Below are 19,942 nucleotides of genomic sequence, written 5' to 3'. Positions count from 1 at the left end.
GAGCCCATGCTCGACTGCTGGCCGGCCAGCCGAGCATGGGCTCGGCTCTACAGATCAGGCCTCACACGCTCTCGTGCGCCGCCACGGCGTCCATCACCCTCGCCGAATACACCAGCGCCGCACCGGCATTGAGCGATACCGCCACACCCAACGCTTCTGCGATCTCCTCGCGGCTGGCGCCCTGCTTCAACGCCGCGTCCACGTGCACGGTGATGCAGCCATCGCAGCGGGTGGTCACCGCCACCGCCAGCGCGATCAGTTCACGGGTCTTGGCATCAAGGTGATTGGTCTGGGCGCCCGCGTTGGACAGCGTGGCATAGCCCTTCACCGTATCCGGCGAGAGCTTGCCGATCTCGCCGATGCGGCCCTTCAGTTCCTTGCGGTAGGCATTCCAGTCGAGCATGGTCGTGACTCCTGTGAAAGGAGCTCCACGCTATCACCGGCAGTGTTGCGCCGATGCCTGCACCGGCGCGTCACAGCGTTGCAATGCCGGCCAGCGGCCGGCACTACCGGGCTCAGCGGTGGCGCAGCACGTGCACCGCCGGTGCCACCTGCGCCTGCCGGCCCAGCTCCAGGCCGACCTGCTCCAGCGCGTCGGCCAGTGCAGCGGCATCGTCGTCGCGCAGCGTGGCATGGCCGACCTTGCGCCCTTCGCGCGGCTGCTTGCCGTAGTCATGCCAATGACCACTGGCCTGGCCCAGCACCGGCAGCGGATCGGGCATCGCCCCCAGCCAGTTCAGCATGCAGGCGTGGCCGAGCATGCGGGTGCTGCCCAGCGGCAGGCCCAGCACGGCGCGCAGATGGTTCTCGAACTGCGAGGTCTCGCTGCCTTCGATGGTCCAGTGGCCGGAGTTGTGCACGCGCGGCGCCATCTCGTTGGCCAACAGTTCGCCATCACGGCAGAACAGCTCCAGCGCGAACACGCCGACATACTGCAGATGCTCGGCGACGCGTCGCGCATAGCCGACCGCGGCGTCGTGCTCGGCGGCGGACAGCACCGCCGGCGCCACGCTGGCCGACAGCACGCCGTCGACATGCCAGTTGCCGGTCACCGGCCAGGCCTGGAAGCTGCCATCACGGCCACGCACGGCGACCACGCTGACTTCGCGCTGGAAGGCGACAAAGCCTTCCAGGATCAGTCCGGTGCGCTCGACCTGGGCACCGAGGGCTTCCCATGCGGCGTCGATGTCGGCCGTGCTGCGCAGGCGGAACTGGCCCTTGCCGTCATAGCCCAGGCGGCGGGTCTTGAGGATGCACGGCAGGCCGAACTCGGCCACCTTGGCGGCCAGTTCGTCACGGCTGCGGATATCGGCGAAGGCCGGCAGCGGGATGCCCAGCTGCTGGAACAGGGTCTTCTCGCTCAACCGGTCCTGGGCCACGGCCAGCGCCGACGGCGGCGGGTAGACCGGCACCTGTTCGGCCAGCCACTGCGCACTGTCGGCCGGCACGTTCTCGAAATCGAAGGTGACCACATCCACCTTGGCGGCGAAATCCGCCAGCGCCTGGCGGTCGTCGAAGGCGGCGACGGTGAGCGGGGCCAGCGGCCCGCTGCAGGCGTCAGCGGCCGGGTCGTACAGCTCAAACCGCAGCCCAAGCGGCGCACCGGCCAGTACCATCATGCGGGCGAGCTGGCCGCCGCCCAGGATGCCGACGGTCAGACTCATTGGCGCGGGTCGTCGTGAGCCATCACGTCTTCGGTCTGGCGCGCACGGAAGGCGTCCAGGGCCTGGCCGATCGCCGGCTGGTCGCTGGCCAGCATCGCCGCAGCGAACAACGCGGCGTTGGACGCGCCGGCATTGCCGATGGCGAAGGTGGCCACCGGGATGCCGGCCGGCATCTGCACGATCGACAGCAGCGAGTCCATGCCGTTGAGGGCCTTGGACTGCACCGGCACGCCCAGCACCGGCACCGCGGTCTTGGCCGCGATCATGCCCGGCAGGTGCGCGGCCCCGCCGGCACCGGCGATGATCGCGCGCAGGCCGCGCGGGCCCGCCTGCTCGGCGTAACTGAACAACACATCCGGCGTCCGATGCGCGGACACCACCTTCACTTCGAACGGAACACCCAGGGCTTCAAGCTTCTGGGCGGCGTGCTGCATGGTTTCCCAGTCGGAACGGGAACCCATGACGATGCCGACAAGCGGCGCGATCGGGTTGGGGGTCATTGGCCGTCACCTGCCTTAAAGACGTATTCTAGCCGTCTTCCACGCAAGACGAAGAACCATGGATCGCAAGCTGCTCGACCTGCTGGTGTCGCCGGACACCCGCCAGCCCCTGTCCCTGCTGGATGGCAAGGGCCTGGACGCCCTCAACAAGGCCATTTCCACCGGCGCGGTGAACAAGGCCGATGGCAACCCGCTGGCGCAGCCGCTGCGCGAGGCGCTGGTCACCCGCGACCGCAAGCAGGTGTTCCGCGTCGACGACGGCATCCCGGTGCTGCTGGCCGAGGAAGCCATCCCGACCGCGCAGATCGCCGACTTCCCGGCCGCATGAGCACCCTGCCGACGCCGGATGCGGCCGTGGTCGCCGCCGATGTCGCGCGCGCGCTGGCCGAGGATCTGGGCAGTGGCGACGTCACCGCCGCCCTGCTGCCCGACCAGGCCGACAGCGCCTATCTGCTGTGCAAGCAGGACGCGGTGATCGCCGGTCGCCCCTGGTTTGACGCCACCCACCGCGCGCTCGACCCGGAGGTGCGCATCGAGTGGCGCATTGCCGAGGGCGACACGGTCACCGCCGGCACCGTGCTGGCCCTGCTGCACGGGCGCAGCCGCAGCCTGGTCAGCGCCGAGCGCACCTCGCTGAACTTCCTGCAGACCCTGTCCGGCACCGCCACCACCACCGCCCGCTACGTGGCCGCGGTGGCCGGCACCGGCACGCGCATCCTCGACACCCGCAAGACCCTGCCCGGCCTGCGCCTGGCGCAGAAGTACGCGGTGCGGTGCGGCGGCGGCGAGAACCACCGCTTCGGCCTGTACGACACGGTGATGCTGAAGGAGAACCACATCCGCGCCGCCGGTTCGCTGGCTGCGGCGGTGGCTGCCGCGCGCCGCCAATGGCCGGCATTGCCACTGGTGGTCGAAGTGGAAGATCTGGCGCAGCTGCGGCAGGCGCTGGAAGCCGGCTGCGAGCGCATCCTGCTGGATGACTTCAGCCCGGATCTGCGCCGCGAGGCGGTACGCATCACCGCCGGCCGCATCCCGCTGGAGGTGTCCGGCAGCGTGGGCCTGGGCGGGCTGCGTTCGATTGCCGAGGATGGCGTGGACTGCATTTCCATTGGTGGACTGACCAAGCATGTGCAGGCCATCGATCTGTCGTTGAAGCTGGGCCCGCCGCCGGGTTGAGGCCTGCGGGCCTTGTAGAGCCGAGCCCACGCTCGGCTGCCTCTCGGTCTGCAGCGAGCCCTGCACGTGCTTCGCGCGATGAGCCGAGCATGGGCTCGGCTCTACAGGACCCGTTCGCCTTCACGGCTCGGCCACGCCTGCCTCTGCGACGCTGCGGTCATCCCCCCACAGGAGCCGCGCATGCGCCGGATGCTCTTGCCTGCCTGCCTGCTGCTGGCCGCCACGCCGCTGTCCGCTGCCGCCGCAGAAGCCTGCGACGTGCCGCCGCGCTTCGGCCTGAGCCCCTTGGCGGTGGCCATCCGCAATACCGCCTGCAACGAGCACCGGTTGTGGTTCCGCCCCTTCATCGATCGCGATGGCCGCGCTGCCAGCCTCAGCGTCACCGAAGGCGAAAGCGATCACCTGGCCGACAACGGGCTGATCGCCTGGCAGCGCGTGGCCGGCTACTGGCGCAACAGCGGCACGCTCAACGCGATGGGCAGCATCGCGGGCGCCAGCAGCTGCCTGGCCCCGCTGGGCACGCGCTACACCGACAGCGACTGCCGCGCCTTCCTGATCGACAACCCGTGGTCGGCCGCGTTCATTTCCTGGGTGATGGTGCAGGCCGGCGTTCCCGGCTTCAACACGTCGCCGCGCCACATCGACTACATCCGTGCCGCGTACCAGGGTGGCCCCTCGGGCGTGCCGTACCGGCTGGTCGACCCGGCCACGGCCAAACCCGCGCCTGGCGATCTGCTGTGCTTCCTGCGCGACCGCAGCAGTACGCTCAGCTACAGCGGACTGGTGCAGGCGCTCGGCAATGGTTCGGTGGGCCACTGGAAATCGCATTGCGAAGTGGTAGTGGCCGCCAACCTCGGCGGCGACCAGACCCTGTACCTGGTGGGCGGCAACGTGATGAACACGGTGGCGATGCGGCTGCTGCCACTGGATCGCACCGGATTGATCAAGCTGCCGCCTGCGCGCGAACGCAACAGCACCGGCGTCGACCCCAGCTGCACGCCGGGCCGCGAAGACGAGTGCAGCTTCAATCGCCAGGACTGGGCGGCGCTGCTGCAGCTGACCGCAACGGCGCCGCTGCAGATGGCCCCACCGGCCCCCATCACTCCTGCTGCGTCGGCAGGTTCGCCACCGCCGCTGCCGCCGGCGCAGGCACCAACCGGCACCGCCCGGCCCCCTGTACCGGCGGCTGGTCAGGGAAGCGCTCCTGCGGCAACACCTGCACCGGGGTGGTGACGATCATCCCGTCCGGGTAATGCAGCTCGACGAAACTGGCCGTCCAGCCCCGAGGGGTGTCTCAAGCGCAACATCCATCTGCCCATCGGTGGCCACTGCCAACGCCGTCGGGGCATAGGCAATGCCGCAGGCGTGGCGGAAGTCCCGCGCATCCGGGTTGTGAGCCTGCCACAGCACGGCACTCACCGGCCGCTCCTTTCCTGACTGCACGCGCATCCGGCCAGTTGCGGCCTCCCAGTGCGAATGCACCTGCGGTAGCGGAAGACCGGAACGCCAGCGCCTGAGGGCCGGAACCAGCATCTCCAAGGTATGCCGACGGATTCCGCCGTGGTCGCTGTTGGGCGCCACCCGCAGCGTGGTCGGACCGGGTAGCGCAGACAGGTAGTGAATCGTCGCATCCGGCGGGAAGAAGTCGTCGCCGCTGGCATTGACCAGGAGTTTCGGCAACGCCAGCCGGGACGCGCGCGGTCCCTGCAGATAAGTGTACGGGTCGACGATACCCATCAGATCGGCGAAGCCCTCGCTGCCGATGGCATCGGTGATGCCATGTTCCACATATGGACCCAGCGCGATCGGCCAGCGACCGCCGTAGACGCGGCTGATATGCGGGGCCAACGCCTGCCAGTGCATGTCGATCACGAACGGCGCCAGATGGCTGACGCGCTCGTCTACCAGTGGCAGCAACCAGCTGGCCCAGGCGCGCTTGGAGGCACCGGTGACGATGTAGGACGGGCGCTGTGCCACGGGCAGTTCACGGTCGGCCAGATCCATGGCGCGGATCGCCGATGCCGCCATGGGCAAGTGCAGCGGCCAATGCGCATGCTCTGCGGGCGCATCCAGGTAGCGCCGCCAACTGGCGGCGACCAGATCGTCCTCGGTGCGCAGCGCAGGATCGCCCGGCAGCGCCATCGCCTGCGGCGGAACGTCGGCGATCGACACCACGGCCATCCCCAGCGTGCGCACCAGCGTTTCCAGCACGCCGTCGGGCAGATCATTGGCGGCACCGGCCGGGCGGCCGCCGCCGTCATGCGCCACGCCATTGTTGATGACCAGCAGTGCAGGACCGGGTTGTGCCACATCGGGCTGCAGCAGCTCGACCCGATGACGCCAGACCGTTCCCTGCTGCGGGTCGGGCCAGGACTGCGAGGCCAGCATGAAGCTCCGCCGCTGCCCACCGTCGAAGCGCGTGCGGGCGACCGCCTCATATGACCAGGGCTGTCGTGCCTGTGCCTGGTGATACGCAGGCCAGGCCTGTGCCGGATTCGACGCGGCCGCGGCCGAGCCTGTCGCCGCCATCAGCATTCCCATCCCCCATTTCATCAGTGCCTGCATGCGTCGCGCTGCCATTCCCGGGAAAGCACCGACCCTGCCCGTCAGCGCCTCGGAATTCGAGAGGCATTGGCGACACTCCCGTGTTGGCATTGCCCGTGCCGCGCCGGCCAAGGCGCACGTTGCGATCGCTAGACCATCCATAGGCGTCACCGCGCTTGATCCAGCGCGCGTTCGCCGCCATCTTTGCGGGATCGACCTCTGACGGCTGACGCCATGCCTACCCTGCTGCTGTTGCTGATTGCCGGCGGAATCATCTACTTCTTGTGGAACGCGGCACGTTCGGCCGCCGAGCGCGCCGTTGAACTGGGCCGCAATGCCTGCCGCGCCGCCGATGTGCAGTGGCTGGACCAGGCGGTGCACGCCACCGGCCTGCGCCTGTCGCGCGGCGAAGATGGCCGGCTCGGCTTCGAGCGCACCTTCAAGTTCGAGTATTCCTACGACGGCATCGATCGCCACGTGGGTCGCATGGTGTTGCGCGGCGACCAGCTGATTTCATTCACAGGGCCGGGCGCGGCGCGGATCAGCCAGATCCGGCCGGATGTGGATGATGCCGAGGATGTGTAAGCGCTGAAGGTGTGCCGACCAACGGTCGGCACCCACCGATGCCTGGCAATGTGCCGACCAACGGTCGGCACCTGCCGTTATTTGACCACGCGCAGGGTCGGGCGCCCCTTCGGCGGCGGGCTGGTCGGTGGCGTATCGTCCGGCGGCGTGCTGTCGTCATGCAGCAGTTCGTCGCTGGTCGGCGCGGTCTCGTTGCCCGGAATATCATCCGGCAGTGCCATGCCCTGCCCGGTCTCGCGGGCGTAGACGGCCAGCACGGCGCTGATCGGCACCTGCACCGGGTAGCTGGTACCGGAGAAGCGCGCCGAGAAGCTCACCATCTCGTTGTCGATCATCAGCCGCACCACGGCACGTTCGGCGATGTTGAGCACAACCCGGCCATCCTTCACCGCCGAAGGCGGCACCTGTACGCCGGGAACGCCGGCGTCGACCAGGATGTGCGGGGTCAGCTGGTTGTCGTTGATCCATTCCACCAGCGCCCGCAGCAGGTACGGGCGGTGGCTGGTCATGTGGAAGAAGTCTTCGGTCATGCGTGAAGTGTACGCGCCCGGCGCCCCCGACGGGGCGGATCGCCTGCACACCGGTCGGCGTGCAGACGGGTAGACCTCCGCCGGATCAGACCGGCAGGTCGCGCAGCTTCTTTTCCTGGTCGGTCAGGCTGCGGACGAACCCGGGGTGGCGGAAGATGCGGTTGCCGTAGTCTTCGATCGCCTTGCCGTCCTTCGGCAGCGGCACATCCAGCGACTGCAGGCGCCAGATGATCGGCGCCATCGCGCAGTCGGCCAGGCTCATTTCCGGATTGAGGAAGAACTTGCTGGCCTTGAACAGCGGCAACGACGCGGTCAGCAGCTCCTTCAGGCGCTTGCGCCCGGCCTCGGCCTGGGTCTTGTTGCCCAGCTGGATGGCCTGCACCTGTGGCACCCAATCGTGCTCGATGCGCAGCATCGCCAGGCGGATGCGCGCACGCGACAGCGGATCGACCGGCATCAGCGGCGGATGCGGGTAGCGCTCGTCCAGGTACTCGCTGACCACCGACGCGGCGTACAGCACCAGTTCCCGCTCGACCAGGGTCGGCACCGAGTGATAGGGATTGAGGTCGATCAGGTCTTCAGGCGGATTCTGCGGATCGACCGGAACGAAATCGAAAGACACCCCCTTGGCCGCCAGCACCAGGCGTACGCGGTGGCACAGTACATCGTCGTTCGAGGAAAACAGCGTCAGTGTATTGCGCATGCGTACGCTCGCCGCCATCAAAGGCTCTCCTACGACAGGAGACCGCCTGCCGCATCGGCGCCGCCAGCACCGTGCCAGCGGTCGACTCCTCCCCGAGTGTGCAACCGGCCATCACAAAAGCCAATAGGCTTGGGTGATCGCCGGCGGCAGAATCAGTGAACGTCCTTCCAGTATTCCTTCTTCAGCAGATACAGCAGGAAGGTCAGCAGCGCCAGGAACAGGATCACCCAGACGCCCAGCTGCTGGCGCTTGAGCGCGGCCGGCTCGCCGGCATATTCGAGGAAGTTGGTGATATCACGCACCGCCTGGTCGTACTGGCCGGGATCGACCGCACCAGGCGTTTCGATCTTCAGGCCGGTCACCGGCGGGTCCATCCCCGGCGCCTCAGGCTTGCCATGCACCGCGTGCTGCAGGCCCTGCATCTCCCACAGCGGGTTGGGCATGGACGCATTGGCGAACAGGGCGTTGTTCCAGCCCAGCGGGCGGCTGCTGTCCAGGTAGAACGACTTGAGGTAGGTGTAGACCCAGTCGCTGCCCCGTACACGCGAGATCAGGCTGAGGTCCGGCGGCATCTTGCCGAACCACTTCTCGGCGTTTTCCTTGGGCATCGCCACCGGGATCGGATCACCGATCGCCGAGCCGGTGAAGTTGAGGTTGTTCATCACCTCTTCCTCGGTCAGGCCCAGATCCTCCGCCATCCGTGAATAGCGCAGGTACTTCAGCGCATGGCAGCCGGAACAGTAGTTCATGTACAGCTGCGCGCCGCGCTGCAGCGACGCCCGGTCACCGAGGTCGTTGCCAGCCTGCAGCAGCTTGGTGCCGCCTTCGGCGGCGGAGGCCAGGAAACTGCCCAGCATCAGGGTGGCCGCCAGGGCCAGCCGGACCATCCAGCGCTCAGTCATGCGTGGTCACCCTCTCCGGTACCGGCTTGGTCTTGTCCAGCCTTGTCCATAGCGGCATGGTGATGAAGAACGCGAAGTACAGGAAGGTCAGCACCCGCCCGATGTAGGTCTCGTGCACGTCGGTGCCCGGGCCCGAGCCGATCACGCCCAGCCACACGAAGCACACCGCCAGCACACCCAGCATCACCTTCGAGATCCAGCCGCGGTAACGCACCGATTTCACCCGCGCCTTGTCCAGCCACGGCACCAGGAACAGGATCGCGATGGCCGAGAACATCACCAGCACGCCGCCGAGCTTGTTCGGCACCACGCGCAACATCGCGTAGTACGGGGTGTAGTACCAGACCGGTTTGATGTGCTCCGGGGTCACCAGGCGGTTGGCCTCGGTGAAGTTGTCGTGCTCCAGGAACAGGCCGCCAAAGCCCGGTGCGAAGAAGATGATGAAGGCGGCGATGATCAGCAGGAAGCCGGCGCCAACGCCATCCTTGAGCGTGTAGTACGGGTGGAACGGAATGCCGTCGGCCGGCGCATTCGGCGACCAGCGGTTGCCCTTCGGGCCCTTCTTGATCTCCACGCCATCGGGGTTGTTCGAGCCCACTTCATGCAGTGCGCCCAGGTGCAGCACCACCAGCAGCAACAGCACCAGCGGCAGGGCGATGACGTGCAGCGCGAAGAAGCGGTTGAGCGTGGCGTCACTGGGCAGGTAGTCGCCCATGATCCATTCGGTCAGGCCGTTGCCGATCACCGGTATCGCGCCAAACAGCGAGATGATCACCTTGGCGCCCCAGAACGACATCTGGCCCCAGGGCAGCACATAGCCCATGAAGGCTTCGGCCATCAGCACCAGGTAGATCAGCATGCCCAGGATCCACACCAGCTCGCGCGGCTTCTGGTAGCTGCCGTAGAGCAGGCCACGGAACATGTGCAGGTAGACCACGATGAAGAACAGCGAGGCACCGGTGGAGTGCATGTAGCGGATCAGCCAGCCCCACTCCACATCACGCATGATGTACTCGATGGAGCCGAACGCCTCGGCGGCGTTGGTCTTGTAATGCATCGTCAGGAAGATGCCGGTGACGATCTGGTTGACCAGCACCAGCAGCGCCAGCGAACCGAAGTAGTACCAGATGTTGAAATTCTTCGGCGCGTAGTACTCGCTGACGTGCTTGCGGTACACCGGCATCAGGCCCGGCGCGCGGGCGTTGACCCAGTCGGCCACGCCGCTGGCGGTACGGCTGAGGATATTGGCCATCAGGCAGCCCCCTGCGGATCGACACCGATGATGATGGTGTTGTCGTCCTGGTAGTGGTGCGCGGGCACCTTCAGGTTGATGGGTGCCGGCACGTCCTTGAAGACGCGGCCGGACATGTCGAAGCGCGACTTGTGGCAGGGGCAGAAGTAGCCGCCCTTCCACTGCGGGTCATAGGGCTCGGGCCGGATCTCGGCGACCATTTCCGGCGAGCAGCCCAGGTGCGTGCACAGGCCGACCAGCACCGAGATGTCTGGCTTGATCGAGCGCAGCTCGGGGTTCTGCTTGAGCACGTAGTCCGGCTGCTGGTCCTTCTCGCCGGACTCGGGGTCCTTGAGGCGGCCATCCAGCCCGTGCAGCGCATCAAGGATGGCCTTGGACCGTTTGACGATCCAGATCGGCTGGCCGCGCCATTCCACGATCAGGCGTTGGCCTTCCTGCAGGGCGCTGATGTCGGCCACCACCGGTGCGCCGGCAAGCTTGGCGCGGGCACTGGGGTTCCAGGATTTGATGAAAGGAACTGCGGTGAATCCGACGCCGACGGCGCCCACCACGGCGGTGGTGGCAGAAAGAAAACGCCGACGTCCGGTGTTGACTGGATCGTGTACCCCATCGTTGGCCATCCGGCACTCCGATATTGATTAGGTAGCTTTAAGGCTGCCAGCGGATCCGGTGGGGGCCAGAGCCGCATTGAATCTTGGGCGAGTGTAGCGGAACCGTCGCGCGCCACACAACGCGGTGCAACAATATTTTGAAGCGCGTGCCGACTGACAGTCGGCACCTACCCGTTCAAGGGGTTGCCGGCCAGCGGCCGGCACTACTGGTGACTCAGGGCGGTGCGGTAACGCTCGGCCAGCTGCCCTACCCGGCGCACGTAGTACTGGGTTTCGCTGTAAGGGGCACGCCACCGTGGCGGTCGACCGCGCCTTCGCCGGCGTTGTAGCCCGCTGCGGCCAGGGTCAGATCGCCGTTGAAGCGCTTCAACAACCACGCAAGATACTGCACGCCGCCGCGGATGTTCTGCCCGGCGTCGTAGGAATCGCTCACGCCGAACCGCGCGGCGGTGGGCGGCATCAGCTGCATCAGGCCCTGCGCGCCGGCGCGGCTGAGCGCGGTCGGGTTGTAGGCCGACTCGGCATGGATGATCGCGCGCACCACCGCCTCGTCCACGCCGAACTCGCGCGCGGCCGAGGTGATCTCGCTCTGGAAGGCCGTGGTGTTCAGACGCACCGTGCCGAAGTCGACCCGCGGATTGACCCCGCAGGCATAGCAGCGCTCCATGAAACTGTAGCGGATGGTGCGCACCGGGCCGAGGTTGGCGACCTGGGTCGGGCGTGCGCTGGTGTAGTGGCGCACGCCATCCTTCATGAAGGAATAGACCTGGCCACTGACCATGCGTCCGCCGCGAGACGCTGCCGGCGCGGGTGCGGCGGCGGGCGGCGGTGTGGCCACGGCCGGCGCGGCGGCACTGGCAGCGACCGCGACCGGGTTGCGCTCGATGCTGGCCACCGTGGCCGTCGCCGGCTTCGGCGCCGCCAGCATGGGACGCGGCGCCGGGCGGGTGTCGCGGCTGTAGCTGATCGTGCTGCAACGGGCCCCGGCCACGCGCTTGCTGACATAGCTGGTGACGCCATCGGCGCCCTGGCACTTGAACAGGGTTCCGGCGCTGGCCGGCGCAGCGGTCAGCGCAGCGATGATGATCGCCGTTGTCCCCAGTATCCCCTTCATGGCGGCGAGTGTCCCAGCTTCGCCGGGGCTTGCCAAGCGATGTGGCTCAGCCTGTGACCGGCGACACAGCCAGCACCTGGCCCAGCCCGGCCAGACGCTGCGCCAGTTCCTCGCGCAGGCTCGGTGGCGTGGTCCACAGCGCCACCGGCAGCCGGTCCAGGCTGAGGATCTGCGCCAGCATCATGCCGCGGCTCTCGGCGCCCATGCGCAGCAGGCAGTGGTCGGGGCCATCTGCTTCCAGTACGCCACACCACGGCGGGATGCGGCCTTCCAGCTCGGCGCGGCTGCCGGCCAGGCGCACAATGGCCTGCAACGCGAACGGCGCCTGGCTGACCGCCTGCCGCACCATCACGTCCGGCGGTGCCGGGGTGCGCCGATGCAGGCCTGGCTCGGTGCACTCGCGCACCGCGCCCATCCGGTCCACGCGCAGGGTACGCCAGTCCTGGCGCCCCAGGTCCCAGGCCAGCAGGTACCAGCGCCGGCCATAGTTGACCAGGTGCTGGGCCTCGACCTCGCGCTGGGTCACCGCGTCCTGCGCGCTGCGGTACTCGAAGGCCAGCCGCGAGGCCTGCCGGCAGTGCTGGGCCAGCCGGCCGAGCTGGCGTGCATCGGTGGCGGGCAGATCGGACAGGGTGGCGGTGGCTGCATGCACTTCGCCCGCCTGCTGTCGACGGCGGGTCGGCACCAGCGGGTCGAGCTTGGACAGCAGGCCGCGCGCAGTGTCATCGATGCCGGCGACGGTGGCCGAGGCCGCACGCAGGGCAATGGCCAGCGTGGTGGCCTCCTCCTCGTCCAGCAGCATCGGCAGCACCGGCGCACCGGCCCCGAGCTGATAGCCGCCGCCGACCCCGGCCGAGGCCTGCACCGGGTAGCCGAGTTCGCGCAGGCGCTCGATGTCCCGGCGGATGCTGCGCCGGTCCACGCCCATGCGTTCGGCCAGTTCGGCCCCCGACCACTGGCGGCGGGCCTGCAACAGGGCGATCAGGCGCAGCAGGCGATGAGCGGTATGGCGCATGAAGGATCGAGGACAGAAGTCGTCCGCAATAGTGCCCCAGGATGGGCTCCAGTTCACCACCCACTGCAAGGAGCACTGCCATGACCTCACGCCAGATCACCCTGTACCACGCCGCCCGTTCGCGCTCGAGCGGCGCGGTGGCCCTGCTCGAAGCACTCGGTGCCGACTACCGCATGCAGGTGCTGGACCTGAAGGCCGGCGCCAACCTGGCCCCGGCCTACCTGGCCATCAACCCGATGGGCAAGGTGCCGGCCATCGTCCACAACGGTGCGCTGGTCACCGAGCAGGTGGCGATCTACCTGTATCTGGCCGACCTGTACCCGGAAGCCGGGCTGGCGCCGCCGATCGGTGATGCCCTGCGCGGCCCCTACCTGCGGTGGATGGCCTTCTACGGCGCCTGTTTCGAGCCGGCGATGATCGACCGCGCGATGCGCCGCGACCCGCCGCCGCAGTCGATGTCGCCCTACAACGACGCCGAGACCGTGCTGCAGGTGATCGAGGCCCAGCTGGCGCAGGGGCCGTACCTGCTGGGCGAGGTGATGAGTGCCGCCGACGTGCTGTGGGGCAATGCGCTGGCCTGGACCACGGCCTTCGGCCTGGTGCAGCCGGCGCCGGCAACGGCCGACTACATCGCCCGGATGAGCGCGATGACCGCCTTCGACCGGTCGCGGCAGATCGATGCGGAGCTGGCGGCGGCGTAAGGACGCCCGCCGGGCACGGCCCGGCGCTACCGGGGCCGCCGCCGGGATGCGGGTAGCGCGGGGCCGTGCCCCGCGAGCGCACAGCGCGGCGGGTGGCTCGGGATGCGGGTAGAATTGCCGCCTTTCCCGCCACCCGAATGGATTAAGCGCCATGACCGGGACGCCAGACGTCTTTCCGCCCGCCACGCCGGGCGGTACCCCGCTCGTTGCCCTGCCCACTGGTCCGCGCAAGCCCGACCAGGTGAAAGGCAAGCTGTACATCAAGACCCACGGTTGCCAGATGAACGAGTACGACTCGGCCAAGATGGCCGACGTGCTCGCTGCCAGTGATGGCCTGGAACTGACCGATACCCCGGACGACGCCGACGTCATCCTGGTCAACACCTGCTCCATCCGCGAGAAGGCGCAGGAGAAGGTGTTCAGTCAGCTGGGCGTGTGGAAGGGCCTGAAGAACAAGGGCCGCGAGGTCATCATCGGCGTCGGCGGCTGCGTCGCCTCGCAGGAAGGCGAGGCGATCATCAAGCGCGCGCCGTTCGTCGACCTGGTGTTCGGCCCGCAGACCCTGCATCGCCTGCCGGAACTGATCCGCGCCCGTCGCGAGCAGAAGCGCCCTCAGGTGGACATCAGCTTCCCCGAGATCGAGAAGTTCGACCGCCTGCCGGAGCCGCGCGCCGAAGGTGCCTCTGCGTTCGTGTCGATCATGGAAGGTTGTTCCAAGTACTGCTCGTTCTGCGTGGTGCCCTACACCCGCGGCACCGAGGTCAGCCGCCCGTTCGAGGACGTGGTGGTGGAAGTGGCCCAGCTGGCCGCGCAGGGCGTGCGCGAGATCAACCTGCTCGGCCAGAACGTCAATGCCTATCGCGGCCCGTATGGCGACGGTGAGTTCGCCGACCTGGGCCTGCTGATCCGCACCATCGCCGAGATCGACGGCGTCGGCCGCATCCGCTTCACCACCTCGCATCCGCTGGAGTTCAGCGATTCGCTGATCGATGCGTTCCGCGACGTGCCGCAGCTGGCCAACTTCCTGCACCTGCCGGTACAGGCCGGCAGCGATCGCGTGCTGTCGGCGATGAAGCGCGGCTACACCGCGCTGGAATTCAAGTCGAAGATCCGCAAGCTGCGCGCGGTGCGCCCGGACATCTCGATCAGCTCGGACTTCATCGTCGGCTTCCCCGGCGAGACCAACGCCGATTTCGAGAAGACCATGAAGCTGATCGAGGACATCGGCTTCGACCACAGCTTCTCCTTCATCTATTCGCGCCGCCCGGGCACGCCGGCTGCGGATCTGGAAGACACGATCAGCGATGCCGAGAAGCACGCGCGCCTGTCGCGCCTGCAGGAGCGCATCAATGCGCACGCCGCCGGCATCTCTGAAAAGATGGTCGGCACCGTGCAGACGGTGCTGGTGGAAGGCCCTTCGCGCAAGAATCCGAACGAACTGACCGGCAAGACCGAGAACATGCGGTCGGTGAACTTCCCGGCGCCGGCACGGCTGATCGGCCAGTTCGTGGATGTGGTGATTACCGAAGCGCTGACCAATTCGCTGCGCGCGCGGGTGGTGGCCGAATAAGGCGTGCCGACCAACGGTCGGCACCTACCTGGGTAGATGCCGACCGTTGGTCGGCATGCCTCAATCCAGGCGTTTGCGGAAACGCAGGATCGCCAGCGTCATCATCACCACGATGAAGGCCAGCAGCGCCAGCGCGTCGTGCCACAGCTCCCACAGCGAAGCACCGCGCAGCATGATGCCGCGCACCAGGCGCAGGAAGTGGGTCAGCGGCAGTACCTCGGCCAGCCACTGCACCGGCCGTGGCATGCCGGCGAACGGGAACATGAAGCCGGACAGCAGGATCGACGGCAGGAACAGGAACAACGTCATCTGCATCGCCTGGAACTGCGAGCGCGCTCGCGTGGAGATCAACAGGCCCAGCGCGAGGTTGGCCAGCACCAGCAGCACCGCGGCCAGGTAGATATCCAGCAGGCTGCCGCGGATCGGCACCTGGAACAGCCAGGTACCCAGCACCAGCACCAGCGTGGTCTGCAGCAGGCCAATGGCCGCATAGGGCAGCACCTTGCCCACCATCAGTTCGCTGCGCGATACCGGCGTGGCGATCAGCAGCTCCATGTTGCCGCGCTCGCGTTCGCGCACCACCGCCACCGCTGTGAACATCACCAGGGTCATGGTCAGGATCACCCCGATCAGCCCCGGCACGATATTCACCGCCGAGCGCCGCTGCGGGTTGTAGAAACTGGTCACGCTGACCTGGCCGCTGGCGATGCTGCCTTCGCGCAGCGGCCGTGTGTTGCTGGTCGGGCGCGTATCCAACGGTACCTGCGCCAGCTGGATCGCCGCACTCTGCACCACGGTGTCGCTGCCATCGACCAGCACCTGTACCGCTTCGCGCCCATCGAAACGGCGACGCTCGAAGTCGGCCGGTACCACGATGCCGACACTGATCTCGCCGCGGCGCAGCGCCTGCATCAGCTGGTCCGGACTGTAGGCTTCGCTGCGCGGGGTGATCACACCAGTGGCGACCATGTCCTGCACCAGCGCGCGCGAGGCTGCGCTGTTGGCCTGGTCGGCCACACCCGCATCAAGGTGGCGCAGGTTGAGATTGATCGCATAACCGAACAGCAGCAGCTGCATCACCGGAATGCCGACGATCATCGCCAGCGTGATGCGGTCACGGCGCAGCTGCCGCAGCTCCTTGAGCATGATCGCCCACAGCCGGCGCAGGTTCATGCCGCCGGCTCCCGGCCACGACCGCGGGTGGCGGCGACGAACACGTCTTCCAGATTCGGCGCCACTGCCTCGATGCGCGCCTGCGGATCGGCACCGGCCAAGGCGCGCTGCAACGTGGCCATGTCGGCCACGTCTTCACTGCACAGTACGCGGAGCTGCGTGCCGATCTGCGCCACGCTCAGCACCCCGGGCAGTTCGGCCAGCGCGCGGCTGGCCTGGCGTGGCTGCGAAGAGGTGACCTGCAGCGTGCGCCCCTGCAGCCGCGCGCACAGTTCGGCCGGCGTGCCATCGGCCACCAGCGCGCCACGATCCAGAATCGCCAGCCGGTGGCAGCGCTCGGCCTCGTCCATGTAGTGGGTCGAGACCAGCACCGTGGTGCCGGCGTCGGCCAGTTCGAACAACGCCTCCCAGAAATCGCGGCGCGATTCCGGGTCGACCGCACTGGTCGGTTCGTCGAGGAACAGCAGCTCGGGCCCATGCACCACCGCACCGGCCAGGGCCAGACGCTGCTTCTGCCCGCCGCTGAGCGTGCCGGCCAACTGCGGCTGCCGGTCCTGCAGCCGATACTGCTGCAACAGTGCATCGACGCGCTTCCTGGCCTGCGTGCGCGGCAGATCCTGGATGGCGGCGAGGAACTCCAGGTTCTCGCGCACCGACAGGTCTTCGTACAGCGAAAAGCGCTGGGTCATGTAGCCGATGCGGCGGCGCAGCGCTTCGGCCTGTTCCGGCACCGACAGGCCCAGCACCTCGATCTGCCCCGCGCTCGGCTCCAGCAGGCCGCACAGCATGCGGATGGTGGTCGACTTGCCCGAGCCGTTCGGGCCGAGGAAGCCGTAGACCTGGCCGCGAGGCACGGTCAGGTCGACATTGTCCACGGCCAGCAGATCGCCGAAGCGCCGGGTCAGGCCCTGCGCACGCACGGCAATGTCGTCGCCGGTGTTCAGAAGCTCACCCGCACCGGCAACCCGGCCGGCAGTTTCTGCATGTCGGTCGCCTCGTCCACTTCGATCTCGGCCAGGTAGCTCAGCCGCGCGACGTCGTCGCCGGTCAATGCGTAGTACGGCGTAAATGAAGGCTCGCTGCGGATCGAGCGCACATGCCCCTTCAACGCAGCGCCCTGCCCTTCCAGATGCACCTGCGCGGCCTGCCCGACCTTGACCTGCAAACGTAGCGGCTGCGGCAGGTAGACGCGTGCATAGGGACGCTCGCCGACCAGCATCACTGCCAGTGGGGCACCCACCGGGGCCTGGTCGCCCTGCCGATAGGGCAAGGCGTCGACCACGCCATCGCGGGGTGCGCGCAGCTGCAGCTTCTGCAGGTTGACGCCCTGCACCACCTGCTGCGCCTGCGCCGCGTCCGCCGCCGCCTGGCCCTGCGCGATGTCCTGCGCGCGGCTGCCATGGACCAGCTCCAGCCAGGCCTGCTCGGCGGCGCGGACGCTGGCCTCGGCATTGCCGGCGGCCGCCCGCGCACGGTCCAGCTCGGCGGCGGCGATCAGGCGCTGGCGTGCCAGCGGCTGCACCCGCCGATAGTAGGCACTGGCCTCGGCGGCCTGCGCGCGCAGTGCGGTCAGCTGCGCCTGGGCCTGCGCGATCTGCTCCTGGCGCGGGCCGATCTTCAGTTCTTCCAGCTGCGCCTGTGCACGCGCGGTGTCGGCCTGTGCGGCAACGAACTGGGCGTCACCGCGGGCCGGGTCCAGCTGCATCAGCACGGTACCGGCCTTGACCTGCTGGCCTTCGCGCACCTCCACCGCTGCAATCACTTCAGCCGCCGGGGCCGGCACGGTGACCCGGTCCCATTCCAGCGTTCCCAGTGCAGTCGGTGGCGCCTGGCCACAGCCTGCCAGCAGGGCCAGGCCCACCAGTCCGAACCCACGCATGCCGTTGCCCATGTCCATCCCCTCCAGCGACGGCGCTACGGTGCCATCTGCCCCGTGCACCCGCGATGATGCCGATCCGCCCTGGCGGTTTTTCACCACGCCCTGGCAGGCCTTGTGCCGTCAGGGTCTGGTCCACCTATCCACAGGTTGATTCGGCATCATTCCACAGCGGGTGTGGAAAAGCGGCAGGGGATGGCCGGATTGCTCGCCTGGCAATGGAACGTGCGCCGGCGGCAGGATGGATCACGCAGCGGGGTGATCACCGAAACGCTGAGCATCCCGCTGCGCGCCCGCTGTGGTGGCCTGATTGCCCAGATCGGATCCCGCTGGAGCGCCGATCCCACCAGCGCGGGAAGCCACAGCGGATGTGGAAAAGCTGCGACGTCAGAGCGGAGAGCCTGCGGCCAGAGGCCGGTCACGCCATCCATAGGCATCCTTGAGGAAACCACTGACCTCGTTGTTCTGGTAGACGACAACGCTACGATCACCTTTGCCGCAGTGCATTTCATCGCCAGCTTCCGCGCCTGCTGCAATTTTCCCGCACACCAGCACGCGCTCGGGACGTCCTCGCCGGTCGAAGTGAAACACCCTGTAACCTTTGCCCGACCCTTGGAGCACGCGTGCATCGAATCCGTCTGCAGCGATGGCGTCTTCCGGCATCGGTACGTCAGGATTCACCCCGCCATTGATGACCTGCACCAGGCGTCCAGCCTTATCGTAATCCTCCTGGCGATAGACCGGCCCGGAATCGCTGGCCCAGGCCCGCCGACGCAGTGCGTGGGAATCTGCATCAAACACTTCGTGAACCCGCATCTTCTCCGCAACGCGATGAGTACGGATCCGGGGATAGGTCGACAGTTTCGAGAACCCATTCATTCCCACCTCGGCGGGAATGGTGACGTTGACGAAGTCGTACCGCAGGTCTGCACCCTTCACGCCCAGCCGGGTAACGGCATCCTGATAGAGAGGCTGCGCATCGGCCGGCAACAGATCCCCTTCGATGCTGTTGATCGCGTAAACCCCCAGTTGCTGATCCATCCGGGCCATCGCATAGGTCTCATATCCGTAGACGCTCCTCTCGGACGGCCTTATGTACTCCGCAACGCCGGTCCACCCGGACGTACCCCTGACCGATGCCATGACATTCCGCCCCATCGATGGCGACGGCGGCGTTGATCTGACGGAGGCATACATCCGGCCATCATCATCGAGCAGATATTGTTGCACCAGTGCGTTGCCTTGATCCATCTGATCACAGGTCAATCCCTCTCCACCTTGACGCAGACTGGCCGAGGTTGGCTGCGCCGACCATGTCGGTCGACTGTGCTTGTCATACTTCATGCAGTTCAATGTCTGGCTGAACAACATGCCATCCGATCCACGCCCGTGCTTGCGGATCTCGACAAGGCGTTCCTGGTCGTCGTAGAGATAATCACGTGCTTCGGCGAGCACGAAGTCCTTGGATATCGTCCGGAGAAGTCCGGCAGCCGCCGTTCTCGCTGAAGGATCAATCTCGACGTCGGTAGGAGGGGACAAAGGCACCTCGCGGGACACCAGGCCGGCCGCTTCGGAATTCCAGCTATCAGATCCTCGGCTCCGCCACAGCTCCTCGCGGCAGACACGCTCACCGGCCCCGCCTTCCGACTGGACGTACACAATGCTCCCACCCAACAGCGAGAAGGGAAGCGTGCGTGAGGCCGAATTCGAACGACTGAGCCTGATCTGCGGAAGCGAGAGCCGACCATCAGCCATGGGCGATGCTTCTCTCAGCTCCGTTGCATAGTCATCGATCAGAGGGGACGTCAGAACGCTGATGTACTCCATCTTCCAAGGGGAAACCCAAGGATCGTCTGCCACCTTATCCCCACAGGCCCAGGCCGAGGAGCTGAGCACGACACACGCCAGCATCACGCCCCCTGCCCGCCGCCCCGCCACTGACCACCCGCGCTTCTGCGGAGGTCTCGCACCCATCGACTCCATATGACTGCCTCCTGGCATGCACCCTTGTACGTAGAGCGCTTTA

The 19,942-nt window shown here is 67.4% G+C and carries 20 protein-coding genes and 1 pseudogene; 6 read left to right on the top strand and 15 right to left on the bottom strand.

Annotation, left to right across the window (positions count from 1 at the left end; genetic code table 11):
* Window positions 1–61: 61 nt before the first annotated feature.
* The 3 genes from N4G47_RS05540 to purE form a co-directional block, all read right to left on the bottom strand.
* Window positions 62–403, bottom strand: a complete 342-nt coding sequence (locus tag N4G47_RS05540; protein WP_475285719.1) for a carboxymuconolactone decarboxylase family protein — start codon at window positions 401–403, stop codon at window positions 62–64.
* 112 nt (window positions 404–515) lie between these two features.
* Window positions 516–1,664, bottom strand: coding sequence for a 5-(carboxyamino)imidazole ribonucleotide synthase (locus N4G47_RS05535; protein WP_475285717.1), 1,149 nt, complete (start codon window positions 1,662–1,664; stop codon window positions 516–518).
* The gene (purE, locus tag N4G47_RS05530; RefSeq protein ID WP_005412808.1) at window positions 1,661–2,164 is read right to left on the bottom strand and encodes a 5-(carboxyamino)imidazole ribonucleotide mutase; all 504 of its coding nucleotides are present in this window, start codon (window positions 2,162–2,164) and stop codon (window positions 1,661–1,663) included. Before purE ends, N4G47_RS05535 begins: the two co-directional genes overlap by 4 nt.
* Window positions 2,165–2,222: 58 nt before the next feature.
* Between purE and N4G47_RS05525 the strand changes: the two genes are divergently transcribed.
* From N4G47_RS05525 to N4G47_RS05515, 3 genes are all read left to right on the top strand, one after another.
* The gene (locus N4G47_RS05525) at window positions 2,223–2,492 is read left to right on the top strand and encodes a Trm112 family protein (protein WP_475285716.1); all 270 of its coding nucleotides are present in this window, start codon (window positions 2,223–2,225) and stop codon (window positions 2,490–2,492) included.
* Window positions 2,489–3,340: a carboxylating nicotinate-nucleotide diphosphorylase gene (gene nadC / locus N4G47_RS05520; RefSeq protein WP_475285714.1), complete on the top strand. Its 852-nt coding sequence runs from the start codon at window positions 2,489–2,491 to the stop codon at window positions 3,338–3,340. Before N4G47_RS05525 ends, nadC begins: the two co-directional genes overlap by 4 nt.
* A gap of 180 nt (window positions 3,341–3,520) precedes the next feature.
* Window positions 3,521–4,573, top strand: coding sequence for a DUF2272 domain-containing protein (locus N4G47_RS05515; RefSeq protein ID WP_475285712.1), 1,053 nt, complete (start codon window positions 3,521–3,523; stop codon window positions 4,571–4,573).
* Between the two features lie 3 nt (window positions 4,574–4,576).
* On the opposite strand, the gene N4G47_RS05510 is transcribed toward N4G47_RS05515, so the two are convergent.
* Entirely contained in the window at window positions 4,577–5,905 is a 1,329-nt protein-coding gene (locus tag N4G47_RS05510) for a PhoPQ-activated protein PqaA family protein (RefSeq protein ID WP_475285710.1), read from the bottom strand.
* A 213-nt stretch (window positions 5,906–6,118) separates the two neighbouring features.
* Between N4G47_RS05510 and N4G47_RS05505 the strand changes: the two genes are divergently transcribed.
* On the top strand, window positions 6,119–6,469 hold the full coding sequence (locus tag N4G47_RS05505; RefSeq protein ID WP_197654446.1) for a DUF3301 domain-containing protein: 351 nt from the start codon (window positions 6,119–6,121) through the stop codon (window positions 6,467–6,469).
* A gap of 77 nt (window positions 6,470–6,546) precedes the next feature.
* Here the strand turns inward: N4G47_RS05505 and N4G47_RS05500 are convergent, their stop codons facing one another.
* The 7 genes and pseudogenes from N4G47_RS05500 to N4G47_RS05470 form a co-directional block, all read right to left on the bottom strand.
* On the bottom strand, window positions 6,547–6,999 hold the full coding sequence (locus N4G47_RS05500; RefSeq protein WP_107233031.1) for a ClpXP protease specificity-enhancing factor: 453 nt from the start codon (window positions 6,997–6,999) through the stop codon (window positions 6,547–6,549).
* Window positions 7,000–7,084: 85 nt separating this feature from the next.
* Window positions 7,085–7,720 carry a glutathione S-transferase N-terminal domain-containing protein gene (locus N4G47_RS05495; RefSeq protein ID WP_107233030.1) on the bottom strand — a complete coding sequence of 212 codons (636 nt, stop codon included), beginning with the start codon at window positions 7,718–7,720 and terminating at the stop codon, window positions 7,085–7,087.
* A 134-nt stretch (window positions 7,721–7,854) separates the two neighbouring features.
* Window positions 7,855–8,604 carry a cytochrome c1 gene (locus N4G47_RS05490; RefSeq protein ID WP_249844504.1) on the bottom strand — a complete coding sequence of 250 codons (750 nt, stop codon included), beginning with the start codon at window positions 8,602–8,604 and terminating at the stop codon, window positions 7,855–7,857.
* Complete coding sequence (locus N4G47_RS05485; RefSeq protein WP_006429450.1) at window positions 8,597–9,856, bottom strand: cytochrome b; 1,260 nt, start codon at window positions 9,854–9,856, stop codon at window positions 8,597–8,599. The genes N4G47_RS05490 and N4G47_RS05485 overlap by 8 nt, the downstream gene beginning before the upstream one ends.
* The gene (petA, locus tag N4G47_RS05480) at window positions 9,856–10,476 is read right to left on the bottom strand and encodes a ubiquinol-cytochrome c reductase iron-sulfur subunit (RefSeq protein ID WP_004151998.1); all 621 of its coding nucleotides are present in this window, start codon (window positions 10,474–10,476) and stop codon (window positions 9,856–9,858) included. Before petA ends, N4G47_RS05485 begins: the two co-directional genes overlap by 1 nt.
* Before the next feature lie 194 nt (window positions 10,477–10,670).
* A pseudogene (locus tag N4G47_RS05475) lies at window positions 10,671–11,581 on the bottom strand (lytic transglycosylase domain-containing protein).
* A 46-nt stretch (window positions 11,582–11,627) separates the two neighbouring features.
* Complete coding sequence (locus N4G47_RS05470) at window positions 11,628–12,596, bottom strand: helix-turn-helix transcriptional regulator (RefSeq protein WP_475285707.1); 969 nt, start codon at window positions 12,594–12,596, stop codon at window positions 11,628–11,630.
* Between the two features lie 80 nt (window positions 12,597–12,676).
* Here N4G47_RS05470 and N4G47_RS05465 point away from each other — a divergent pair, with 80 nt between their 5' ends.
* Window positions 12,677–13,297, top strand: coding sequence for a glutathione S-transferase family protein (locus tag N4G47_RS05465; RefSeq protein ID WP_107233026.1), 621 nt, complete (start codon window positions 12,677–12,679; stop codon window positions 13,295–13,297).
* A gap of 151 nt (window positions 13,298–13,448) precedes the next feature.
* Window positions 13,449–14,867, top strand: coding sequence for a tRNA (N6-isopentenyl adenosine(37)-C2)-methylthiotransferase MiaB (miaB, locus tag N4G47_RS05460; RefSeq protein ID WP_475285705.1), 1,419 nt, complete (start codon window positions 13,449–13,451; stop codon window positions 14,865–14,867).
* Window positions 14,868–14,927: 60 nt separating this feature from the next.
* On the opposite strand, the gene N4G47_RS05455 is transcribed toward miaB, so the two are convergent.
* From N4G47_RS05455 to N4G47_RS05440, 4 genes are all read right to left on the bottom strand, one after another.
* Window positions 14,928–16,040, bottom strand: coding sequence for an ABC transporter permease (locus N4G47_RS05455; RefSeq protein ID WP_008265309.1), 1,113 nt, complete (start codon window positions 16,038–16,040; stop codon window positions 14,928–14,930).
* The gene (locus tag N4G47_RS05450; RefSeq protein ID WP_475285702.1) at window positions 16,037–16,960 is read right to left on the bottom strand and encodes an ABC transporter ATP-binding protein; all 924 of its coding nucleotides are present in this window, start codon (window positions 16,958–16,960) and stop codon (window positions 16,037–16,039) included. Before N4G47_RS05450 ends, N4G47_RS05455 begins: the two co-directional genes overlap by 4 nt.
* 20 nt (window positions 16,961–16,980) lie before the next feature.
* On the bottom strand, window positions 16,981–17,937 hold the full coding sequence (locus tag N4G47_RS05445; RefSeq protein WP_475285701.1) for an HlyD family secretion protein: 957 nt from the start codon (window positions 17,935–17,937) through the stop codon (window positions 16,981–16,983).
* 366 nt (window positions 17,938–18,303) lie between these two features.
* Window positions 18,304–19,812: a hypothetical protein gene (locus N4G47_RS05440; protein ID WP_475285699.1), complete on the bottom strand. Its 1,509-nt coding sequence runs from the start codon at window positions 19,810–19,812 to the stop codon at window positions 18,304–18,306.
* Between the last annotated feature and the right edge of the window lie 130 nt (window positions 19,813–19,942).

It is taken from the genome of Stenotrophomonas sp. GSD10 (genome assembly GCF_056172695.1).
Note: the sequence above shows the minus strand (reverse complement) of the source record. Positions and strands in the feature narration are given on the sequence as shown.

Coding starts and splice junctions, on each gene's coding strand:
- N4G47_RS05465 (WP_107233026.1), top strand. CDS start 12,677: ATGACCTCACGCCAGATCACCCTGTACCACGCCGCCCGTTCGCGCTCG.
- N4G47_RS05515 (WP_475285712.1), top strand. CDS start 3,521: ATGCGCCGGATGCTCTTGCCTGCCTGCCTGCTGCTGGCCGCCACGCCG.
- N4G47_RS05500 (WP_107233031.1), bottom strand. CDS start 6,999: ATGACCGAAGACTTCTTCCACATGACCAGCCACCGCCCGTACCTGCTG.
- N4G47_RS05505 (WP_197654446.1), top strand. CDS start 6,119: ATGCCTACCCTGCTGCTGTTGCTGATTGCCGGCGGAATCATCTACTTC.
- N4G47_RS05485 (WP_006429450.1), bottom strand. CDS start 9,856: ATGGCCAATATCCTCAGCCGTACCGCCAGCGGCGTGGCCGACTGGGTC.
- N4G47_RS05455 (WP_008265309.1), bottom strand. CDS start 16,040: ATGAACCTGCGCCGGCTGTGGGCGATCATGCTCAAGGAGCTGCGGCAG.
- N4G47_RS05470 (WP_475285707.1), bottom strand. CDS start 12,596: ATGCGCCATACCGCTCATCGCCTGCTGCGCCTGATCGCCCTGTTGCAG.
- N4G47_RS05490 (WP_249844504.1), bottom strand. CDS start 8,604: ATGACTGAGCGCTGGATGGTCCGGCTGGCCCTGGCGGCCACCCTGATG.
- N4G47_RS05535 (WP_475285717.1), bottom strand. CDS start 1,664: ATGAGTCTGACCGTCGGCATCCTGGGCGGCGGCCAGCTCGCCCGCATG.
- miaB (WP_475285705.1), top strand. CDS start 13,449: ATGACCGGGACGCCAGACGTCTTTCCGCCCGCCACGCCGGGCGGTACC.
- N4G47_RS05510 (WP_475285710.1), bottom strand. CDS start 5,905: ATGCAGGCACTGATGAAATGGGGGATGGGAATGCTGATGGCGGCGACA.
- nadC (WP_475285714.1), top strand. CDS start 2,489: ATGAGCACCCTGCCGACGCCGGATGCGGCCGTGGTCGCCGCCGATGTC.
- N4G47_RS05525 (WP_475285716.1), top strand. CDS start 2,223: ATGGATCGCAAGCTGCTCGACCTGCTGGTGTCGCCGGACACCCGCCAG.
- purE (WP_005412808.1), bottom strand. CDS start 2,164: ATGACCCCCAACCCGATCGCGCCGCTTGTCGGCATCGTCATGGGTTCC.
- N4G47_RS05540 (WP_475285719.1), bottom strand. CDS start 403: ATGCTCGACTGGAATGCCTACCGCAAGGAACTGAAGGGCCGCATCGGC.
- petA (WP_004151998.1), bottom strand. CDS start 10,476: ATGGCCAACGATGGGGTACACGATCCAGTCAACACCGGACGTCGGCGT.
- N4G47_RS05495 (WP_107233030.1), bottom strand. CDS start 7,720: ATGGCGGCGAGCGTACGCATGCGCAATACACTGACGCTGTTTTCCTCG.
- N4G47_RS05445 (WP_475285701.1), bottom strand. CDS start 17,937: ATGGACATGGGCAACGGCATGCGTGGGTTCGGACTGGTGGGCCTGGCC.